At 68.3% G+C, this 20,152-nt stretch carries 17 protein-coding genes; 4 read left to right on the forward strand and 13 right to left on the reverse strand.

Annotated features, from left to right (window positions below; translation table 11 throughout):
- Positions 1–34 precede the first annotated feature (34 nt).
- From AB0E56_RS02415 to AB0E56_RS02455, 9 genes are all read right to left on the reverse strand, one after another.
- Positions 35–760, reverse strand: a complete 726-nt coding sequence (locus tag AB0E56_RS02415) for an ABC transporter permease (RefSeq protein WP_359796480.1) — start codon at positions 758–760, stop codon at positions 35–37.
- The gene (locus tag AB0E56_RS02420) at positions 757–1,440 is read right to left on the reverse strand and encodes an ABC transporter permease subunit (protein WP_359796481.1); all 684 of its coding nucleotides are present in this window, start codon (positions 1,438–1,440) and stop codon (positions 757–759) included. The genes AB0E56_RS02415 and AB0E56_RS02420 overlap by 4 nt, the downstream gene beginning before the upstream one ends.
- Positions 1,437–2,309 (reverse strand): ATP-binding cassette domain-containing protein, encoded by an 873-nt coding sequence (locus AB0E56_RS02425; RefSeq protein ID WP_359796482.1) that lies wholly within the window; start codon positions 2,307–2,309, stop codon positions 1,437–1,439. The genes AB0E56_RS02420 and AB0E56_RS02425 overlap by 4 nt, the downstream gene beginning before the upstream one ends.
- A gap of 43 nt (positions 2,310–2,352) precedes the next feature.
- Positions 2,353–2,655, reverse strand: a complete 303-nt coding sequence (locus AB0E56_RS02430; protein ID WP_359796483.1) for a DUF427 domain-containing protein — start codon at positions 2,653–2,655, stop codon at positions 2,353–2,355.
- Positions 2,656–2,792: 137 nt separating this feature from the next.
- Positions 2,793–4,229, reverse strand: a complete 1,437-nt coding sequence (locus AB0E56_RS02435; RefSeq protein ID WP_359796484.1) for an NAD(P)/FAD-dependent oxidoreductase — start codon at positions 4,227–4,229, stop codon at positions 2,793–2,795.
- A 231-nt stretch (positions 4,230–4,460) separates the two neighbouring features.
- Positions 4,461–5,042 (reverse strand): biotin transporter BioY, encoded by a 582-nt coding sequence (locus AB0E56_RS02440; protein ID WP_359796485.1) that lies wholly within the window; start codon positions 5,040–5,042, stop codon positions 4,461–4,463.
- A gap of 87 nt (positions 5,043–5,129) precedes the next feature.
- Entirely contained in the window at positions 5,130–6,527 is a 1,398-nt protein-coding gene (locus tag AB0E56_RS02445) for an MFS transporter (protein WP_359796486.1), read from the reverse strand.
- Between the two features lie 57 nt (positions 6,528–6,584).
- Positions 6,585–7,694, reverse strand: a complete 1,110-nt coding sequence (locus tag AB0E56_RS02450) for a beta-propeller fold lactonase family protein (protein ID WP_359796487.1) — start codon at positions 7,692–7,694, stop codon at positions 6,585–6,587.
- 11 nt (positions 7,695–7,705) lie between these two features.
- Positions 7,706–8,992: an adenylosuccinate synthase gene (locus tag AB0E56_RS02455; protein WP_359796488.1), complete on the reverse strand. Its 1,287-nt coding sequence runs from the start codon at positions 8,990–8,992 to the stop codon at positions 7,706–7,708.
- Between the two features lie 187 nt (positions 8,993–9,179).
- On the opposite strand from AB0E56_RS02455, the gene AB0E56_RS02460 reads away from it, so the two are divergent.
- A complete protein-coding gene (locus AB0E56_RS02460) occupies positions 9,180–10,112 on the forward strand; it encodes a DMT family transporter (RefSeq protein WP_359796489.1) in 933 nt (310 codons plus the stop codon).
- A 166-nt stretch (positions 10,113–10,278) separates the two neighbouring features.
- Positions 10,279–11,265 carry an Abi family protein gene (locus AB0E56_RS02465; protein WP_359796490.1) on the forward strand — a complete coding sequence of 329 codons (987 nt, stop codon included), beginning with the start codon at positions 10,279–10,281 and terminating at the stop codon, positions 11,263–11,265.
- Positions 11,266–11,330: 65 nt separating this feature from the next.
- Here the strand turns inward: AB0E56_RS02465 and AB0E56_RS02470 are convergent, their stop codons facing one another.
- Both AB0E56_RS02470 and AB0E56_RS02475 read right to left on the reverse strand, forming a co-directional pair.
- The gene (locus tag AB0E56_RS02470; RefSeq protein WP_359796491.1) at positions 11,331–12,755 is read right to left on the reverse strand and encodes a mechanosensitive ion channel domain-containing protein; all 1,425 of its coding nucleotides are present in this window, start codon (positions 12,753–12,755) and stop codon (positions 11,331–11,333) included.
- Positions 12,756–12,757: 2 nt separating this feature from the next.
- Positions 12,758–14,920: an adenylate/guanylate cyclase domain-containing protein gene (locus AB0E56_RS02475; protein ID WP_359796492.1), complete on the reverse strand. Its 2,163-nt coding sequence runs from the start codon at positions 14,918–14,920 to the stop codon at positions 12,758–12,760.
- A gap of 104 nt (positions 14,921–15,024) precedes the next feature.
- On the opposite strand from AB0E56_RS02475, the gene AB0E56_RS02480 reads away from it, so the two are divergent.
- Positions 15,025–15,765 (forward strand): Pr6Pr family membrane protein, encoded by a 741-nt coding sequence (locus AB0E56_RS02480; RefSeq protein WP_359796493.1) that lies wholly within the window; start codon positions 15,025–15,027, stop codon positions 15,763–15,765.
- Between the two features lie 6 nt (positions 15,766–15,771).
- On the opposite strand, the gene AB0E56_RS02485 is transcribed toward AB0E56_RS02480, so the two are convergent.
- Positions 15,772–17,196, reverse strand: coding sequence for an NAD(P)/FAD-dependent oxidoreductase (locus tag AB0E56_RS02485; RefSeq protein ID WP_359796494.1), 1,425 nt, complete (start codon positions 17,194–17,196; stop codon positions 15,772–15,774).
- A gap of 257 nt (positions 17,197–17,453) precedes the next feature.
- A complete protein-coding gene (locus tag AB0E56_RS02490; RefSeq protein WP_359796495.1) occupies positions 17,454–18,101 on the reverse strand; it encodes a hypothetical protein in 648 nt (215 codons plus the stop codon).
- A 950-nt stretch (positions 18,102–19,051) separates the two neighbouring features.
- Here AB0E56_RS02490 and AB0E56_RS02495 point away from each other — a divergent pair.
- On the forward strand, positions 19,052–20,149 hold the full coding sequence (locus AB0E56_RS02495; RefSeq protein WP_359796496.1) for a MoxR family ATPase: 1,098 nt from the start codon (positions 19,052–19,054) through the stop codon (positions 20,147–20,149).
- Positions 20,150–20,152 lie beyond the last annotated feature (3 nt).

Genomic DNA, 20,152 nt, shown 5'->3' on the forward strand with positions numbered 1-20,152 from the left:
TCTGGGACAACGGGATGGATGCTGTGGGTCGGTGTCAGGCGGGGGCCGCGGCCGTGGCCTTGGCAGTGGAACGCGACTCCCGCGGTCGGGGCGCGGCGCGCACTCCCGCTGGCACGGCCGCATGCTGGGCGATCGCGAGGAGCAGGTCGACGATCAGCGCCAGGACGGCCACCAGGATCGCGCCGCCGAGCACCTGGTCGAACTTGCGGAGCGGGATGCCCTGGATGATCGGCCAGCCGAGACCGCCGAGGTTGACGTAGGCGGCGATCGTCACGGTGGCGATCACCTGGAGCAGTGCCGCCCTGAGGCCTCCGACCAGGAGGGGCATGCCCAGAGGCACCTCCACCTTCCAGAACACCTGCCATTCGGTCATGCCCATCGACCGCGCGGAGTCGAGTACGCGCCGGTCGACCGCCTCGAAGCCCGTGTACGCGCCGGCGAGCAACGACGGGATGGCGAGCAGCACGAAGGTGATGATGGCCGCCTCGGGGATGCGGAGCACACCCAGAAGCAGCACCAGCAGCACCATCAGACCGAACGACGGGATGGCGCGCGCGGCACCGGAGACCGCGACCGCGATCTCCCGCCCACGGCCCGTGTGACCGATGAGCCAGCCCAGCGGCACCGCGATGACGGCCGCGATCAGCACCGACACGATCGTGTAGAACATGTGCTGGCCGAACAGGACGGGCAGCGCGTAGGCGCCCTCCCACCGTTCAGGGGAGAAGAGCCAGGCGAAGGCGTCGGCGAAGACGTTCATGCGGCGGTCCTCAGCGTGACGGTGCGCCGCAGAGACGACGGCGTCTTCGCGGCTCGGGTCCACGTCATCAGAGCCCGCCCCAGCAACAGCAGCAACAGGTCGATCACGAGGGCGATGACCACGACGGCGACAATGCCCGCGAACACCTCGGCGAGGATGCGACGCTGCAGACCGTCGGTGAACAGATACCCGAGGTTGGTGACGCCCACCAGGATGCCGACGGTGGCGAGGGAGATCGTGCTCACGGCTGCGACCCGCAGTCCAGCGAGCACGACGGGACCGGCCAGCGGGAAGTCGACCGTCCAGAACCTCCGGAATCCGCCGTACCCCATCGCGGTGGCCGACTGTCTGATCGCGGGGTCGACCGAATCCAGGCCGTCGGAGACCGCGCGCACCAGGATCGCGATCGCATAGATCGTCAGCCCGATGATGAGGTTGATGGGGCTGCGAGCCGGATAGCCCGCGACGGACGGCAGGAGGATCAGCAGTGCGAGCGAGGGGATCGTGTAGAGCAGACCGGTCAGGACGATGACCGGTCCCTTCACCAACTGATATCGCCAGGCGACCCACCCCAGCGGCAGCGACAGGACGAAGCCGAGCACGATCGCGATCGCACTCTGCTGGAGGTGTATCGCGGTCAGCTCGAAGATGAGCCCGAGGTTGTCGACGACCCAGTTCACGGAGCGCCCTTCGTCGCGCTCTCCTCGCTCAGGAGCGCATCGGTCACGGCATCCGGCACGTCGACGATCGCGCCCTGCGTGCGACCCTCGGAGTCGACCACGACGGTGCCGCGCGGGGTCTGCTTGAGGTGCAGCGCCCGGCGTCCGCGATCGGCGCCGATGAACGCGGCGACGAAGTCGTCTGCGGGGTTCTCGATGATCTCGCTGGGGCTGCCCACCTGGACGATGCGCGCACCCTTGTCGAGGATGACGACCTGGTCGCCGAGCAGGAACGCCTCGTCGATGTCGTGCGTGACGAACACGACAGTCTTGTCGAGCTCGTGCTGCAGACGCAGCGTCTCCTGCTGCAGATCGGCCCGCACGATGGGGTCGACCGCGCCGAACGGTTCGTCCATGAGCAGGATGTTCGGATCGGCCGCGAGTCCACGGGCGACGCCCACGCGCTGCTGCTGCCCCCCGGAGAGCTGGCTCGGATAGCGGTCGGCGAGCGCCTGGTCGAGGCCGACCGTGTCGAGCAGTTCTCGCGCCCGTTTGTGCGCCGGTCCCCTCTTCACACCGGTCAGGCGCAGCACGGTGGCCACGTTGTCGATCACCGTGAAGTGCGGCATGAGTCCGGAGTTCTGCATGACGTAGCCGATGCGTCGACGCAGAGCCACCGGATCTCCTTCGAGCACGCTCTCGCCGTCGATCTCGACGTCACCGGAGGTCGGCTCGACCATCCGGTTGATCATCCGCAGGAGGGTGGTCTTGCCGCAGCCGGACGAACCGACGAACACGGTGGTCTTGCGCGACGGCAGCACCAGGCTGAAGTCGTCGACGGCGAGCGCGCCGCCGGGGAACCGCTTCGTGACGTTGCGGAACTCGATCATGGGCTGTTCTCCAGTCGGTCGATCGATGCGAGAGCGGGAACGGCTACGGTCCGACCTCGACGCGCGGGTCGAAGGCCACGTATCCCGAGAAGTCCGTGCCCACGCGGTCGAAGGCCGAGGGATACGGGTTCGGATACGACCAGGCGTAGTCGGTGTGGAGCTCACCCTCGGTCTGCACCGAGTAGTACTGAGCGGCGCCCTTCCATGGGCAGGTGTACGGGGTGGGGCTCTCGACGAGCACGCCGGGGGTGACGGATGCGGGTGGGAAGTACCAGTTCCCCTCGATGCGGACGAGATCGCTCTCGTCGGCCTCGGCGATGACGGTTCCTGCGAGTACAGCCTTCATGGTCCTGCCTCCTCGGATGTGGGTTCGAGCGTATAAGACGGCGGCGACATCGGGCTGGCGGGTTGCGCGCGGGCCGTCAATGTGGGAAACAATCCGTCAGCTGTTCGGCCTGACCTCGAAAACGGATTGCCGCCGGCTCAGGCGGAGTCGCGACCGTAGCCCTCGAGGAGTCTCAGCCAGATCTCGCTCACGGTCGGGTACGACGGCACCGCGTGCCAGAGGCGGGCGATGGGGACCTCCCCCACGATCGCGATGGTCGCGGCGTGCACGAGCTCCGACACCTCGGGGCCGACGAACGTGGCGCCGACCACGACATCGCGGTCGGTGTCGACCACGAGCCGCGCCTGGCCTTCGAAGCCGTCCTCGTAGAGGCTCGCGCCGGCGACCCAGCCCAGGTCGTAGTCGACGCTCTTCACCTCTTTCCCCGCCTCGCGCGCCGCGGCCTCGGTGAGACCGACCGAGGCGACCTCGGGGATCGAGAAGGTGACCTGCGGTACGGCGGCGGCGTCGGCGGTCGCGACGTGGCGCCCCCACGGAGCGTCATCGACGTCGTCGCCGTTCGCGCGCGCGACGATCACGTCGCCGGCGGCGCGGGCCTGGTACTTGCCCTGGTGCGTGAGCAGTACGCGCCCGTTGACGTCGCCGACCGCGTACAGCCAGTCGGAGCCGGGCACCCGGAGCGTGTCGTCCACTTCGATCCAGCGCCCCGGCTCGAGGCCCGCGACCTCCAGGCCGATGTCGCTGCTGCGCGGGGAGCGGCCGGTCGCGGCGAGCACCTCGGCGGCAGTGATCTCCGTGCCGTCGTCGAGCGTGATGGTGACGCCGTCGTCTCCGCGGCGGACGGCCGTCGTGCCGGTGCCTGTGCGCACGTCGACGCCGAGCTCCTTCAGTCCTGCGGCCACGCGCTCGCCCGCGAACGGCTCCATGCCGCCGAGCAGGCCGCTGCGTGCGATCACGGTCACGTGCGAACCCAGGGCTGCATACGCCGTCGCCATCTCGACCGCGACCACGCCGCCGCCGATCACGGCGAGACTCTCCGGCAGCTCCTCTGCGCTGGTCGCCTCCCGGCTCGTCCACGGCGCGGCTTCGCGCAGACCGTGGATCGGCGGGATGACGGCATCCGATCCTGTGCTGACGGCGACCGCGTGACGCGCCCGCAGCACACGCTCCAGGCCATCGGCATCCGTCACGGTCACCTCGCGCTCGCCCGTGAGTCGGCCGTGCCCGCGGGCGAGGTCGATACCGGCCGAGTCGAGCCACTTCACCTGCCCGTCGTCGGACCAGTTGCTGGTGAACGAGTCACGGCGGTCGAAGACCGCGCGCACGTCGAGCTTCCCGGTCACCGCCTGCGACGCCCCGCCGACGTGCTGCGCAGCCCGGAGCGCCTGCGCGGAGCGGAGCAGCGCCTTCGACGGCATGCAGGCCCAGTAGGAGCACTCCCCGCCGACGAGCTCGCTCTCCACGATGATCGCGGTGAGCCCGCCCTGCACGGCGCGATCGGCGACGTTCTCGCCCACCGGCCCTCCGCCCAGGACGATCAGGTCGTACTCGTCGGTCTTGTCCGCAGCAGTCATGCGTCGCACCTCTCGTCGCCGGAACCGTCGCCGGGCTCCGTCGCCCAGTCTCGCTCAAGACCAACGCCGAGTCACGGGTGACTTGTTCCCGGTGGCGGGTCGGAGGCATGTGCGCGAAGTCGGGCCACATGCACGACGGAAGCACGGATGCGCACCCGACACGCCTGCGTCGGTCGTGCATCCGTGCCCCGGTCGTGCAGCCGTGCCCGCCTGACAGGTGAGGGGGCGGGGTCAGGCCGTGGCGGACTGCGGGACCGGGCGGGTGTCGGCGAAGGCGCGCGGGTAGGCGCGGCGCAGGGCGATGGCCACGAGGGTCGCCGCCGTCACCTTGATCAGGTCGCCGGGGAGGAAGGCCAGGCTCGACAGCGCGGTGAGGTCGAGCGGGACTCCGATGATGAACGCCTGGACCGGGATGCCGAACGCGTAGACGACGAGCACACCGCCCACCAGGGCTGCGATCGCGGTACGCCACCAGGTGAAGCGCCCGGTGCGCATGAGGAGCCCGATCACGATGACGCCCGCGATCCAGCCGATCATGTAGCCCACGGTCGGTCCGACGAAGACACCGAGTCCGCCGCGACCGCCCGCCAGCACGGGGAGCCCGACGGCGGCGAGCGCCATCACGATCGCGATCGACCACGGCGCGACGCGGGGACCCAGCACGAGACCGGCGAGCATCACGCCGAGGGTCTGTCCGGTGATGGGCACGCCGCCAGGCAGCGGGACGACGACGGCACCGAGCACGATGATGAGGGCGGCGAACACGGCCACTCGGCCGAGGGTCGCACTGGTGTCGCGGGTCGAAGCGGGCATCGCTCATCCTTCCTGAACGGTGTTCACCTGAACACCGTTCACCAGAGTACGGATGCCGCCATCGACGCGCAAATCACGGCGCTGCTGTCATCCACGCCCGCTCATTCCATCGGAGCCGGATGCCGCGACACGGACACGCGGCGCGAGGACGGCCGCGGCGAGGGCGACGACCGCGGCCAGGGCGAACACGCCGAGGAACGGGTCGGCACCGGCGAGCGCGGTGAACAGCGTCCCGGTGACCGCGAGGGCCAACGCGCTGCCGAACGAGTCGGCGACGGTCATGGCACCGCTGTTGAATCCCTGATCCTCCGCAGGAGACAGCGCGAGCGTGAGTGCACTCGTGCGCGGACTCATCAGTCCCATCCCCGCCCCCGCGACCACCCAGGCCGCCGCCGCCATCACGGCGCCCCAGCCGAAGCCGGCGGTCGCGACCGTGAGCACGATGCCGACCAGCACCAGGACCGTGCCCACCTGAACCGCCGTCACGCTGGACAGCCGAGCGCCCATCCGCCCCTGGATCGTCGCGGCGGCCGACCAGGCGAGCGCGCCACCGGTGAGCGCGAGCCCCGCGAGCGTCGGCGAGAGCTCGTAGCGGTCGGTGAGCAGGTACGGCAGGTACACCTGCGCCCCGAAGAACGCGGCCGCCGTCACCCCGCGGACCAGGATCACGGAGGGCAGCCCCCGACGCGCACGGAACGTCCCACGCGGGACCAAGGGCCGCACGGCGATGAGCGCGACCACGACCGCGAGGAAGGCGAGCACCGGACCGACACCGGGGAGGTCACCGACGAGGTTCAATCCGAGCACGGCGACCGCCGCCAGCACCGACCATCCCAGTCGGCCGAACGCCCACGGCGCCGTCGCGTCCCCCTCGTTCGCGAGGCCGCGGAGCGCGGGGATCACCATCAGCAGCGCGACGAGCACGAGGATCACCACGCCGAGGAACACCCAATGCCAACTCCAGAGCTCGGTCACGGCTCCGGCGACGGTGGGTCCGATGAGCGACGGGATGACCCATGCCGCAGCGAACCCGGCGAAGATCGCGGGATGAAGCTCCTGTGGGTAGACGCGGGCGACCACGACGTACAGGGCCACCATCAGACCGCCGCTGCCGAGACCCTGCGCGAACCGTCCGGCGACCAGCACCTCCATGCTCGGCGCGAGGCCCGCGATCAGCAATCCGACGACGAACATCGCGACCGCGGTGTACAACGGCGCCACAGGTCCGCGGCGATCGGCCCAGTTGCCCGCGAACACCATGCCGATCACTCCGGTCGCCAGCGGTCCCGCGAACGCCAGGGCGTAGAGCCGCTCACCTCCGAGGTCGGCGCTCACCGTCGGCATCACCGTGGTGACGGCCAGGGATTCGAACGCCCCGAGGAACACGAGGGCGCACGCGCCGATGGTGATCCACAGGTAGTCACTGCTCATGATGCGCGGTGCGGCCGCGCCCGGCGTCGTCACCTGTCCGGTCTCCGTCGTCATGGTGACGACGCTAGAACCTCAAGTGAGGTTGAGGTCAAGCGCTGCTTTCGGCTGTGCTCAGCGCACGGGCAGGAAGTGGGTCGGCGTCGGCACCTGCGCCTCATGACGGATGCCGAGGGGCGCGCCCGTACGCTCGTCGAGGTCGAGCAGCGTCATCGTGTCGGAGCGCTGCCCCGCGACGAGCATCTTGCCCTCGTGCACCAGGTGATGACGCGGCCAGTCCACACCGGAGTCGGCGAGCGCCACCGACTCCAACGCCTCGCCGCCGCCGCGCACCCGCAGTGCTGCGATCGTGTTGCTGCCGCGCAGTGCCGTATAGAGGAACTGCCCGTCACGCGTACGTGCGAGTTCGGCGGGGAAGTCGGTGCCGACCTGGGCGATCGGGCTCGACAGGGTCGACGACACGACACTCCACGTGCGATCCGGCGCCTCCGCGAGAGTGAACACCTCGCACGAGTACTCGGTGACCACGTGCAGGTGGCCGCTGGGGTGCAGCACCATATGACGCGGACCCGTGCCGAGGGGGAGCACGACCTCGTGGTCGAGCACCAGACCGCTGCCGCTCTGCCGCCAGAAGCGCACGAGGTCGAACCCGAGGTCGGTCGTGGCGATGCGCCCATCGCGCAGGAACACCGCGGCGTGCGCGTGCGACGCCCGGTCGCCACCTGCCGCATACGGGTCGATTGCGGCGACACCGTCTCCCGGGGGAGTGGGTGCAGGGGCGTCGGGGTCCACGTCGTCACCGAACAGTGCCGCGCGGAGGGCCGCTGCCGCATCCGGCTTCGCGGGCAGGATGCGGCCCTCTGCGTCGAGGTCGAACCGCACGACACGGCCATCTCCGTAGCAGCTGGCCACGAGGGCGGAGCCGTTCGGGGCGACCGCGATGTGGCAGACGTACTGTCCGACCGGCACGGGCGCCCCCAGCGGTGCAAGCACCGATTCGCCCGCGCGGACGAACGCCTGCACTGCCGCGTCGCCCTCGAGGGCCGCGTAGACCACGTCGAGCGTCGGATGCGGCGCCAACCACGACGGCGACGGCGCCTCGGCAGCCGCACCACGGTAGGCGAGAGTTGTGGCCTCCCGGCCCTCATCCCCCGCGAGCAGACCGATGCCATCGGCCGAACCGTCCATGCCGGCGCCGTACCCGCCGAGCCAGAATCGCGTCATGGAGTGCCGGGTCAGTCGAGCAGGTCGTGACGGACGATGACCTGGTCGCGCTCTGGGCCGACGCCGATGACCGAGATGCGCGTGTTGCTCATCTTCTCGAGCGCCAGCACATAGTCCTGCGCGTTCTGGGGCAGATCTTCGAAGGTGCGAGCGACGGAGATGTCGTCGTTCCAGCCGGGGAAGTACTCCAGGATCGGCTTCGCGTGGTGGAAGTCGGTCTGGTTGACGGGCACCTCGTCGAACCGTTCGCCGTCGACGTCGTAGGCGACGCACACGGGGATCTGTTCGAGACCGGTGAGGATGTCGAGCTTGGTGAGCACGAGGTCGGTGATGCCGTTGATGCGCGTGGCGTAGCGCGTGATGGGCGCGTCGTACCAGCCCACACGGCGCGGACGGCCGGTCGTGGTGCCGAACTCGAAGCCCTGCTTGCGCAGCCACTCGCCCTGCTCGTCGAAGAGCTCGGTCGGGAACGGACCGGAGCCGACGCGGGTCGTGTAGGCCTTGACGATGCCGACGATGCGGTCGAGCGCGCCAGGACCGACGCCGGCGCCGGTCGACGCCCCCCCGGCGGTCGCCGAGGAGGAAGTCACGAAGGGGTAGGTGCCGTGGTCGATGTCGAGCATCGTGGCCTGGCCGCCCTCGAACACGACGACCTCGCCGCGATCCAGTGCCTGGGCGATCAGGTACCCCGTGTCGGCGACCATCGGCCGCAGCCGCTCGGCGTACGAGAGCAGGTCTTCGACGACCTCATCTGCGGTGATCGCACGGCGGTTGAAGATCTTCACCAGCAGGTGGTTCTTCTGGTCGAGGGCGCCTTCGACCTTCTGGCGCAGGATGTTCTCGTCGAACAGGTCTTGCACGCGGATCCCGACGCGGTTGATCTTGTCGGCGTACGCCGGGCCGATGCCGCGACCGGTGGTGCCGATCATGCGCTTGCCGAGGAAGCGCTCGGTGACCTTGTCGAGCGTGCGGTGGTACTGCGTGATGATGTGCGCGTTCGCGCTCACCTTGAGCCGCGAGATGTCGATACCCCGCGCCGCGAGCGCCTCGAGCTCGAAGAAGAGGACCTCGAGGTCGACCACGACGCCGTTGCCGATCACGGGGGTGACGCCCGGGGAGAGGATGCCGGACGGCAGCAGGTGCAGCGCATACTTCTCGTCGCCGACGACCACGGTGTGTCCGGCGTTGTTGCCGCCGTTGAACTTCACCACCCAGTCGGTGCGCTCACCGAGAAGATCGGTGGCCTTGCCCTTTCCTTCGTCGCCCCACTGCACGCCGACGATAACGATTCCTGGCATGGGTAACCCCCTGGCTTTCGCCGGGTTCGCACCGGCCGATGAGCTGGCCCTCTTCGGGCGGTCCCATCCTATCGGGAGGGGTCGGACGCCCTTCCTCGCACGCCCGCGACCGCTCCGGCGGGAAAGCGTCGATGGATGGCCGTTCGAACGGTCGACCGATGTCGGAGGGCCCTGCCAGGATCGAAGGATGGCCACAGCCCCATCCGGCGATCCCGGGTTCCGCGCGAGCACCGACACACCCTCGAAGCAGGGGGCGCTCGTGCTCGTCGCAGCCCTGGTCACTGTGGTGCTGTGGGCGTCTGCGTTCATCGGCATCCGTGGTGCAGGGCCGCACTACGACCCCGGCGCACTCGCCTTGCTGCGCATGGCCGTGGGCACAGTCGTGCTGACGATCATCGCGGTGCGCCACGGCATCCGCACCCCGGAGCGTCGGCACTGGCTGCTCATCGCCGTGTGGGGCATCGGCTGGTTCTGCGTCTACAACCTCGCCCTGAACAGCGCGGAGCTCACCCTCGACGCCGGTACCGCGGCGATGGTCGTGAACCTCGCCCCGCTCATGGTCGTGGTCTTCAGCGGGCTGTTCCTGCGCGAGGGCTTCCCGAAGCCGCTCGTGATCGGTGCGCCCATCGCCTTCCTCGGGGTCGTGCTGATCGGCATGAACTCCTCCACGAGCGCCGGACCCGACATCACCGGCCTGCTGCTCGCGCTCCTCGCCGCCGTCATGTACGCGGGCTGCACCCTCGTGCAGAAGCGCCTGCTGACCTCTGGCGTCGACCCGACCACTCTCACCTGGCTGGGTGCGGGTGTCGGCACCATCGCGCTGCTGCCCTGGGTCGGCAGCCTCGTCGACTCACTCCAGACCGCTCCCCTCGACGCGACGCTGTGGGTCGTCTACCTCGGCATCTTCCCCACCGCCGTCGCCTTCACGACCTGGGCGTATGTGCTTCAGCGCAGCACCGCGGGGCAGACCTCGGCGACCACGTACGTCGTTCCGGCCATCGCGATCCTGATGTCCTGGGCGATCCTCGGCGAGGTGCCCACTCCCCTGATGTTCCTGGGCGGCGCGCTCTGTCTGCTCGGGGTGCTCATCACCCGACTGCGCTGGGGGCGCCGAACCTGACCCCACAACACGAACCGCGGCATCAGGAAGATCGCGGCCGCACGCACGGAACGTCCGATATACGCGCCGCCGTTACTAGCCCGGGGGTCATCGTTGCACTACGATGAAGACATCATGATCAGCCCGTTGCCGAAAGGCGCGGGCTGATTTTCTTTCTGGGGAGTTCATGGTTGAGTACGCGAAAAAATGGTTGTCCGTGGAACAGCAAGTCGAGCGTCTCATCGAGCACGGTCTCCAGATACCAGATAGGAATCGCGCTGCGAAGGTCTTGGCAGCGATCGGTTACTACCGCCTCACCGGCTACCTCTATCCGTTCCGGATGTCCGAGAAGTACATCGACGACAAGGATCGCACTCGCGTACGCGTCCTCAGCCGCTACCGCCCGGGCACGCGGCTGTCCAATGCCGAGGAACTCCTCGACTTCGATCGACGCCTCCGGCTCCTCGTTCTCGACGGAATCGAACGCATCGAGGTGGCTGTCCGGATGCGCCTCGGCTACGTCTTGGGGAGGGCCTCCGCCTTCGCCTACGAAGATCCGACCCGGTTCACGGCAGCTTTCACCACCGACGACACCGACATCCGCGACCCGAGGTCGAGCACGCATGTGCAGTGGCTGCAACGAGTCAGTTCTCGCCAAGCGAGCTCCGATGAGAGGTTTGTCGAACACTTCCGAGAGAAGTATGACGACAGAATGCCCGTTTGGGCACTCACCGAGATCCTCGAACTTGGCCACCTCTCCGTTCTCTACCGGGGAATGAACCAGGTGGACGCTGAAGAGGTCGCTCTCGCATTTGGCGTCCCAACGAAAAGGCTGATGGCGAGTTGGCTCGCCAGCCTCAACTACATGCGAAATGTCGCGGCTCACCACTCTCGGCTGTTCAACCGGAAACTGCAGAACGCGCCGTCCAGGCCAAAGACTGGCCAGATCCCTGCGCTCGACCATCTACGCAATTCAGAGCACCCCAAGCAGGTATATGGCACGTACAGCGCGCTGGCAGTGATCGCGTATCTGCTCCCAGCGATCGACCCGGACACCAGCTGGGCCACGCGCGCCGCGGCTCTGTTTCGGAGCTTCCCAAGCTCCGAGTCGCTCACGATCGAGTCGCTCGGTGCACCTGGCGACTGGGATGCCCTCTGCCTCTGGCAAGCATGAGCCTTAGGCGGGTCATCCTGTTTCGGCAGAGCCTATGAGCTCGGGCACTCGCCCTGAGCCGCGGCTCAACGTCCGGTGATGATGCCCCGCGCGATGCCGAGCTCGGCGAGCCTGCTCGCGGCCAGGGTGCGCTTGAGCTCGAGCGACTCCCCGATCTCGGCGGCCAGTCGAGGGCGCGTGCGGATCAGGGTGTCGATCGTGGCCTGCGGCAGCACCACGACCGTGAGGATCTCACCCGCCACTGTCACGGCTTGCGTCCGCTCCCTCGTGAGGGCCGTCTGCCCGATGAGATCACCCTTCTCCGCACTCGCGAACTCGACCCGTCCGTCATCGACGTCGAGGGCGAGAACGGCCCGACCGGACACCACCACACGTACCTCGTCGGGCACCACGCCGCTGGGCAGTACGATCTCACCGACGCCGTAGCGCTCCAGTCGCGCCGCCGGGAGGATCTCCTCGAAGTCCTCCTCGCGCAGGTGCAGCGTCGGCGCGACCTCGTTCATGGCCTCGACCAGCCGCTGAGGCTCGGCCAACGGGTCAGTGGAGTCGCCGTCGAGCGCGAAGCCGCGGCGCCGCGCGGCGTACCAGAGCCACGAGAGGTACATCGAGAGAGCACGTGACGCGTCTGCCGGACCCGCCACCGGTATCGACACCGCGTACGCGCCCGCACCCGAGTAGTCGACGCTCGCCCGTTCGCGTTGCAGCCTCATCGGAAGCGAGTCGGCCACCTCGATCAGGAGCGCGATGACCTCGTGCGGCGGGTCGTCGGTCGAGAACTTCACGGCTGTCTCGGCGGAGTACGGCCCCTCCGGCTCGCTCAGGTTCGTGAACGAGGCCCCGGACAGCGAGGAGTTCGGCACGATCTGGATGCCTGCTCCCGTGTCGATGTGCACAGCCCGCCAGTTCACCTCGACGACACGGCCCTTCACGCCGGCGGCATCGAGCCAGTCGCCGATCTTGAACGGCTGCTCGAACAGCAGTAGCAGACCCGAGATCACCCCGCCGACCGCGTTCTGCAGGGCGAGGCCGATCACGATCGACCCGACACCGAGCGCTGTGAAGAGGCCGCCGACATCCGCATCCCACACCCACGAGAACAGCAGTGCGAGGCCGAGGCCCACCAGGACGAGGCGTCCGATCTCCACGAAGATCGAGGGGATGCGCTCCCGCCACGAACCCGGCTTCGCGTTGGCGAAGAGCGCGACGTTGAACGCCGAGAGCACGAGCAGGATCACCAGGAACCCGAACACCGTCGCCACGACGCGGGTCCACACCTGATCCGCGGGCGACTGGATCGCGAACACCAGGAGCGCGAACAGGGCTCCCACCGGGATCACCCAGTTGCGCAGCATCCGCAGCGGCTTCGCGACCGGGTTGCCGCGCCGGGTCAGCGCGCCGATCAGCTCGGTGAGCACGACGAGGAGTGCCGGGACGCCGACCGCGAGGCCGATGATCCACCAGCCCCATCCTCCCGCGAACACGTCGCCCATGATCAGACCACCTTCCACACGGTCTCGGTCCTGCCCTGGGTCTCCACCGTCCCCGCCTCGACATACGTGACGAGTTCCTGTGTACGGTCACGCACGGTCTGGCTGACGTAGATGCCGGGCTCACCGGTCACCGAGCGCACACGGTAGGCGAGGTTCACGGCATCGCCCCAGAGGTCGTAGGCAAGGCTGGTCCGCGCGACGAGTCCGCTCGTGACGGTTCCGGTGTCGACGCCCGCGCGGAGCGAGATCTGGGTACCGTGCTGGGCGTTGAACCGCTCGAGGACCCCGAGGAGGTTGCGGGCGAAGTCGACCGCTCGCCGGATGTTGTCGACCCTCGGCACGACCAGTCCCGACGAGGCGAGGTAGCCGCCGCGCAGGGTGCGCACCTTCTCCACACCGGCTTTCTCGGCCGCCTCGTCGAACCCGCGCATCAGGGTGTTGAGGAGGCTGATCTCCTGCTCCGCGCCCACCTCCCGCGCGAGGTCGTCGAAGCCGACCAGCTCGGCGAAGACGACCGACACGTTCTCATGCGCCTCGGTGATGGCCTCGTCGCCCTGCTTGTACTTCGTCGCGACGCTCTCCGGCATCAGCGTGTGCAGCAGCTTCTCGTTCTCGCGCTGCTGCTCCTCGATCAGGTCCTGCTTGATCCGCAGACTCGAGGCCATGTCATTGAACGCGCTGCCGAGGTCGCCGAACTCGTCGCGAGAACCCTGCGGCACCTGCACGTCGAGGTCGCCCTCGGCCACCCGGTGCACGGCGCCGACGAGGCGGTGGATCGGACGCGTGAACACCTGTGCGAGCAGGAGCGAGAGCAGCGAGACGCCGAGCAAGATGCCCAGCAGCGACAGCAGCACGTTGCGGGTGAAGACGGTCACGGGCTCGAAAGCCTCGGCGGTGTCGATGCGCGCGATCACGACCCAGTCGAGGCCTTCGATCTCGAGCGGCGCATAGGCGGTGACGCTCTCGCCGCCGATGAAGTCCCGCCCGACGATCGTGCCGCTGCGTCCGGCCTGCGCGCCCTCCACCGCTTGGGTGTCGACGGGCTGGAGCAACACGGTGCCCTTGACCGCGGCGATGCGATCGACGATCGTCGGCGCCATGCCGCCGCTGATGAGTCGCTTCACGTAGTCGTCGGGATCCTCCACGAGGCGTCGCGCCGTGCTGCGCATGAGGTCGTCTCGGCCGACCAGGTAGACCTCGCCGGTGTCGCCGAGGCCCTGGGCCTTCCAGTCTTCCTTGCCCGTCATCACGTCGTTGATCGTGTCGATGGAGATCTGGAACGCCATCGCCCCGGTGATGCCGGCGTCGTTTCCGACCGGGGAGACGACCCACATCGCCGGAACGTTGAGTGACGGGATCCATCGGTCGAAGTCGGTCAGGACGACGGTGTTCACGGAGTTCGTCGCCATCGCCTCCGCGTAGGCCTCCGCGAGCGCAGAGTCCCGGTACGGCCCGGTGAGGAGGTTCGTCCCGAGCTCGACGCCCTTGTATGCGGAGAAGGTGACGTCACCGTCGGTGTTGAGCAGGAGCGCATCCTCGTACCCGGCCTCCTGGACGAGGCGCGTGAAGTAGTCGCCGTAGCGCTCGGTCGCCGCGGAGTAGGTCGTGCCGTCTCCGCTGTCGTTGAGCTCGAGCTGCGCGTCGTAGTCGGCGTCGAAGTCCTCGTTGCCCGTCACGAACTGCCGCTGCACATATTGCCCGGCCGTCGATTCGGGGATGAAGGCCGTGTCGCCGTATTCCTCGCCGGAGCGCTGCTCGAGTTCGGGAATGAACACGTCCTCGTAGTACGCCGCCAGCTCGGCGCGGCGGCTGTCTTCGAGGTCCACGTCGGCGAGGTCGGCGTATCCGGCGTTCACGGCCGCCGACATGCTCTGCGCGCTGAGGTTGCGGCTGTTGAGCGAAGCGTCGCGGCGGACGCTCTCGATCGCGGTGGTGATCTCGGCCGCGCGCATCGAGCGGATGGTGATGAGCTGGTCAACCGCCGAGTCGTGCAGCGACTGCCGCCCGTTGATGAATCCGATGGCGCCGACGATCACCGACGAGACGAGGCTCACCGCCAGCAGCATGATCAGGAGCTTCGACTGGATGCTGAGACCCGCCCGGCCCCGCCAGCTCCGCCTCTTCGTCGCGTGCACACCGATCTGCTCTGTACCGCTGTCGCTCATCTGCCCCTCCGCCATGCGCGTCCTGCGTGCTGGGACCGACGATAGCGATATACCGGTCCCGCGGTCTACGGCGGTGTGGCGCTACAGTGTGCGTCGGAGGCGAAATGACGACCTGGTGGCCCTACGCACGACTCGCAGCATCCGTCCTGGCCGTCGCGGCGATCGTCGCGCAACTCGTCCGGACCCTGGAGATCGCCCTCGTCGCGGAGACGGAGTGGGGCGGCCACCTGCCGACCGTCGTGGCGAACTTCTTCAGTTTCTTCACGATCCTCTCGAATGTGGCGGCCGCGGTCGCCCTCGCGGTCGGGGCGATCTGGGCGCTCACGCACCGCGGCACGACGGCGGAACCGCGATGGCTGGCGCTCCTCCTCGTGTGCGCCAGCACGTACATGATCGTCACGGGCATCGTCTACAACACCCTGCTGCGCGGCATCGAGCTGCCGCAGGGGTCGACGGTGGGCTGGTCGAACGAGGTGCTGCACGTCGTCATCCCGCTCGTCATGCTCGCCGACCTGCTCTTCGCACCCCGTCGCCGCGCGCTCGGCTGGAGCGCCGTGGCCATCACCGCGATCTTCCCGATCGTGTGGGTCGTGTACACGCTGATCCGGGCGAACCTCGTGATCGCCCCGTCGACGGGCAACTCGTGGTGGTACCCCTATCCGTTCCTGGACCCGCGCCTGAACGGCGGATACGGCGGCGTCGCGCTCTGGGTGCTCCTCATCGCGGCGATCATCGTCGCGACGGCCGCCTTCGTGGTCTGGGTCGGCCGTCGCCGTGGAACCGTCGAGTCCGCGCCGACCTCGCCCCTCGAGCCCGCGGGCGAGCGGAGGGGCGAGGCACGCTGACGGCGGTCAGACGGCGGCGAGCGCCTCGCGGTCGTCGTCTCGACGCTGCTCGGCGATGATGCGCTCCGCCTCGACGGCATCCGGATCCACGTCGAGATAGCGCTCGAGCGAGTCGTCGAGTTCCTCGAGCCACGGTGTGTGGTGCACGACGGCGATGGTCCCCGTCATGACCGACTCGTAGACGCGGTCGCGGTACCCCATGATGTCGTCCTTCTTGTCGCGCTTCCACGCGAGGAAGATCTCCACGACCCGGTCGATGTCGAACTCCGGGTAGTCGGTCAGCTCCAGAAGGTCACGGATGTAGTCGGCCTGGAAGCGGATCTCCGCCGCAGCCGAGTCGATCTGCGCGAAGCGTGCACGCCACTCGGCGATGGACGCTGCGCGCTCCTGCTCCTCGGGCAGCGCGATGCGGCCGAGGATCAGATCGCGGACGTACCAGGCCTGCACGTCGAACATGTTGAACGTGAACCACTGATCCTGCGCGCCGAGGTAGGTCAGACGCGGATTGCCTTGCCAGACCACTCCGCGGTACAGGCCGTCGGGGTACACGTTGTTCGGGGAGACGAGGGCGAGGTCGTGCGGCAGGAACGGGTACTTGTGCAGGTATCCGGTGCACAGGATCACCGCGTCGACAGGCTTCGAGGTGCCGTCGGCGAAGAAGGCGACGTTCCCCTCGAAGCGTTCCACGACGGGGCGCTCCTCGATCCCCTGCGGCCAGTCGTAGCCCATCGGCGCCGAACGGAAGCTCGCGGTGACGGAGCGGGCGCCCATCTTGAACGCCTGGCTGCCGATGTCCTCGGCGGAATAGCTCGCGCCGATCACGAGCACGTCCTTGTCGGCGAACGCCTCGGCGCCCCGGAAGTCGTGAGCGTGGCTGATGTACCCGGGGAACGTCTCGATGCCGGGGAAGTCCGGCACGTTCGGGAAGGAGAAGTGTCCGCTCGCGATGATCACGCGGTCGAACTCCTCGGTCGTCGATCGGCCCGTCGGAAGGTGCTCGCTGGTGAGCGTGAACACCTGGCGCTCGTCGTCGAACTCGACCCATCGCACGACCGTCTGGAAGCGGATCAGGTCGCGCACGTCGGTCTTCTCCAACCGCCCGGCGATGTAGTCCCACAGCACGGGTCGCGGCGGGTAAGAGGAGATGGGGCGGCCGAAATGCTCGTCGAAGCTGTAGTCGGCGAATTCCAGGGCCTCCTTGGGACCGTTCGACCAGAGGTTCCGGTACATGCTGGAATGCACCGGTTCGCCGAACTCATCCAGTCCGGTGCGCCAGGTGAAGTTCCACTGTCCGCCCCAGTCGGCCTGCTTCTCGAAGCAGACCAGGTCGGGGATCTCCGCCCCCGCGCGGGCCGCGGATTCGAAGGCCCGCAGTTGCGCCATCCCCGAGGGGCCGGCGCCGATGATCGCTACTCGTTCTCTACTCGTCACGTATCGTCCTCATACTCTTCAGTCATGTATCGGGCGCGGCCGCATCCGAGGGAGGAACAGTTCAGTCCCGGCGGGAGCGGAATGCTCGACCTGCCCGGACGCGGCTGCTCTTCGACGTTATCAGTGTCGGCGGTCGGCCCCGGGGCAGGGCCCGTCCCGCCTGCACGACCGATCCCCGGATGCACGACGCGCCGTGGAAGCTCGTCGTGCATCCGTTCCCGGATCGTGCATCCGTGCCCGCCGGGCAGGGCTGCGACCTATTCAGGGGGAGCAGACAGGGGAAGGGGTTCGATGGCGTCGAAGCCGCTCCTTCGGGGAATCGCTCCGACCGCCGTGGAGAGCGCGGCGGCCACCGCTGTCCCGCCGAGGATGACGAGCGGGACGCCGACGGCCACGGCGTAGCCCGCGTACTCGAGAAGCGTCCCCGCCAGCAGAGGCGCGAGCCCTCCCGCGAGCGCTCCCAGCAACGACGAGAGCGACAGCACGCGACCGCGGATCGGGTCGGGGATGATCAACGCGAGGTAGGAGCCCTGCACGGCGTTCAGAGGAATCAGCGGCATCGACGCGATGAGTCCGATGACCGCCACGGCCCAGACGGCCTGAGTGAAGAGCAGGCCGGTGAAGGCGGCGGCCATCGTGCCGATCGAGAGCCGCACGATCACGCGCCCGCTGAGACGACGAAGCGTCGACCCCACCGCAGCACCTCCGATCAGGACGCCGACGCCTTGCATCGTCTGGATCGCGCCGATCTGCCACGCGGGGGTGCCTGCCTGCTGCTGACTCAGGACGATGGTCATACCGCAGGCCCCGAGGGCGAAGTTGACCATCACGATGAGGCCGATGAGGACACGCGGCTGGTGCCACGTCGCCAGCCACCGCCCACCTGAGGCGAGCGATCGGAGCATCCTCTCGTCCCCGCGACTTTCGGGGCTCAGGTCCTTTCGGATCGCGAGAGCGGACCCGACTTCTCCGAGTCGAGCGACGGCAGCGATGAGGAGCGGCAGCGAGGGGTGCACCCCGAAGAGGAAGCCCGACACGGGGGATGCCGCGAGCCCTGAGGGCCGCGTCGCGAGCCTGGTTCGCCGCCGACGCATCGGCAAGGAACTGCTTGCCGACGATCCGCGGTAGGGCGACATCCGTCACAGTGAAGAAGAGGCCGACGACAAGGCCCTCTCCCGCCGCGATCACGATGAGCGTGCCCGTCGTCAGGAGACCGGCGAGGTACAGCCCTGACAGCCCCGCGTAGATGACGAAGGCGGTCGCCCCTGACCAGATCATCAACCGCCGGGCGTCGAATATGTCGGCGAGAACGCCTCCAGGAAGGATGGACACTCCGCGTGCGACCGCGGATACCGTCCCGATCAGCCCGGCGAGGAAGGCATCGGCCGTCAGTTGGTAGCCGAGGAGCGTGAAGGCGAACGCCCCGACGCTCAGACCGATCTGCGTGAGCGTGTCACCCGCGAACCACGCCCGGTAGTCGCGAACGTCCCAGAGGCCGGGCTGTCGCGCCTTCACAATGGATCGCCTTTCCTGCCCGTGCCGCCGGATCGACGACTCACCCCGCTGAGGTCACGTCGTCGAGGCGGCGCACAGTCCCTTTTGACTACTCTATGTCTACATATGACTATACTCGCTCCGCGACGACGGGACATTCAGGTGCCACGTGCACGATCGATCCCCAGATGCACGACGCGTCGTGGAAGTTCGTCGTGCATCCGTTCCCGGATCGTGCAGACGAGCCAAGGGCGGGCGGGACGCGGGCCCTGGACGACCTCCAAGGGGTTGCGATTACGCTGGTCGGCGGAGGGGTGCGCCGGGCAGTCGCCGCGCACGAACGAGGGAGACGCGAGAAACGATGAACGAGCCCGACGTGCAGAATCCGCCGACGATCTCCGCGCCCCCGCCGCCGCCCGCCCCCACTTCGGCGCATTCATCCGCGCCGACCGCCGCCCCAGCACCGGCCCCCGCGGCACCCACGGATGCCGAGATGGCCAGGGCGACCGAGGTCCTGAGGATCGTCTCCTCCTCGTACTCCGCGAAGATGGTCGGCCAGGAGCGGCTGCGCACCAGCCTGCTCGTCGCGCTCATCGCCGGCGGTCACATCCTGCTCGAGAGCGTCCCCGGCCTGGCGAAGACCACGGCGGCGAGCACCCTCGCCGACACCGTGAAGGCGCAGTTCAAGCGCATCCAGTGCACACCCGACCTGCTCCCGAGCGACATCACGGGAAACCAGATCTACGACGCCGCGACCGGCAGCTTCCGCACGGTGCTCGGCCCTGTGCACGCGAATTTCGTGCTCCTCGATGAGATCAACCGCTCGAGCGCGAAGACCCAGAGCGCGATGCTCGAGGCGATGCAGGAGCACCAGACCACGATCGGCGGCGAGATCCATCACCTGCCGAAACCGTTCCTCGTGATCGCGACGCAGAACCCCATCGAGCAGGAGGGCACGTACGAGCTCCCCGAGGCGCAGATGGACCGTTTCCTGCTGAAGGAGATCGTCGAGTACCCGAGTCCCGCCGAGGAGCTCGAGGTGCTCAGCCGCATCGACTCCGGCGTGCTGGATCCTGACCGGCATGTCGCCAGCGCCGTGAGCCTCGACGACGTGCACCTGCTGCAAGACGTCGCGAGCCGCATCTACGTCGACCCCGCGATCCGCAACTACATCGTGTCGATCGCCTACGTCACCAGGAACCCGGCGCCGTACATCGGCGAAGAGCGGGCGCGTTTCATCAAGTACGGCGCGAGCCCGCGTGCGAGCATCGCCTTCCTGCAGGCTTCGCGGGCACTGGCACTGCTCAAGGGCCGCGCTCACGTGCTGCCGGAGGACATTCGCGAACTCCGTCACCTCGTGCTGCGCCACCGTGTGCTGCTCACGTTCGAGGCCGATGCCGAGGGCGTCCGCAGCGAGGAGATCATCGACCAGATCTTCGCGTCGGTCCCCACGCCCTGACCG

This window comes from Microbacterium sp. NPDC028030, assembly GCF_040637855.1.
Classification (GTDB): domain Bacteria; phylum Actinomycetota; class Actinomycetes; order Actinomycetales; family Microbacteriaceae; genus Microbacterium.

What these genes read in the sequence shown, in the direction of transcription:
- AB0E56_RS02480 (WP_359796493.1), top strand. Translation starts at nt 15,025, where the DNA reads ATGACGACCTGGTGGCCCTACGCACGACTCGCAGCATCCGTCCTGGCC.
- AB0E56_RS02445 (WP_359796486.1), bottom strand. Translation starts at nt 6,527, where the DNA reads ATGACGACGGAGACCGGACAGGTGACGACGCCGGGCGCGGCCGCACCG.
- AB0E56_RS02490 (WP_359796495.1), bottom strand. Translation starts at nt 18,101, where the DNA reads ATGCTCCGATCGCTCGCCTCAGGTGGGCGGTGGCTGGCGACGTGGCAC.
- AB0E56_RS02435 (WP_359796484.1), bottom strand. Translation starts at nt 4,229, where the DNA reads ATGACTGCTGCGGACAAGACCGACGAGTACGACCTGATCGTCCTGGGC.
- AB0E56_RS02460 (WP_359796489.1), top strand. Translation starts at nt 9,180, where the DNA reads ATGGCCACAGCCCCATCCGGCGATCCCGGGTTCCGCGCGAGCACCGAC.
- AB0E56_RS02470 (WP_359796491.1), bottom strand. Translation starts at nt 12,755, where the DNA reads ATGGGCGACGTGTTCGCGGGAGGATGGGGCTGGTGGATCATCGGCCTC.
- AB0E56_RS02440 (WP_359796485.1), bottom strand. Translation starts at nt 5,042, where the DNA reads ATGCCCGCTTCGACCCGCGACACCAGTGCGACCCTCGGCCGAGTGGCC.
- AB0E56_RS02455 (WP_359796488.1), bottom strand. Translation starts at nt 8,992, where the DNA reads ATGCCAGGAATCGTTATCGTCGGCGTGCAGTGGGGCGACGAAGGAAAG.
- AB0E56_RS02465 (WP_359796490.1), top strand. Translation starts at nt 10,279, where the DNA reads ATGGTTGAGTACGCGAAAAAATGGTTGTCCGTGGAACAGCAAGTCGAG.
- AB0E56_RS02475 (WP_359796492.1), bottom strand. Translation starts at nt 14,920, where the DNA reads ATGAGCGACAGCGGTACAGAGCAGATCGGTGTGCACGCGACGAAGAGG.
- AB0E56_RS02430 (WP_359796483.1), bottom strand. Translation starts at nt 2,655, where the DNA reads ATGAAGGCTGTACTCGCAGGAACCGTCATCGCCGAGGCCGACGAGAGC.
- AB0E56_RS02450 (WP_359796487.1), bottom strand. Translation starts at nt 7,694, where the DNA reads ATGACGCGATTCTGGCTCGGCGGGTACGGCGCCGGCATGGACGGTTCG.
- AB0E56_RS02495 (WP_359796496.1), top strand. Translation starts at nt 19,052, where the DNA reads ATGAACGAGCCCGACGTGCAGAATCCGCCGACGATCTCCGCGCCCCCG.
- AB0E56_RS02425 (WP_359796482.1), bottom strand. Translation starts at nt 2,309, where the DNA reads ATGATCGAGTTCCGCAACGTCACGAAGCGGTTCCCCGGCGGCGCGCTC.
- AB0E56_RS02415 (WP_359796480.1), bottom strand. Translation starts at nt 760, where the DNA reads ATGAACGTCTTCGCCGACGCCTTCGCCTGGCTCTTCTCCCCTGAACGG.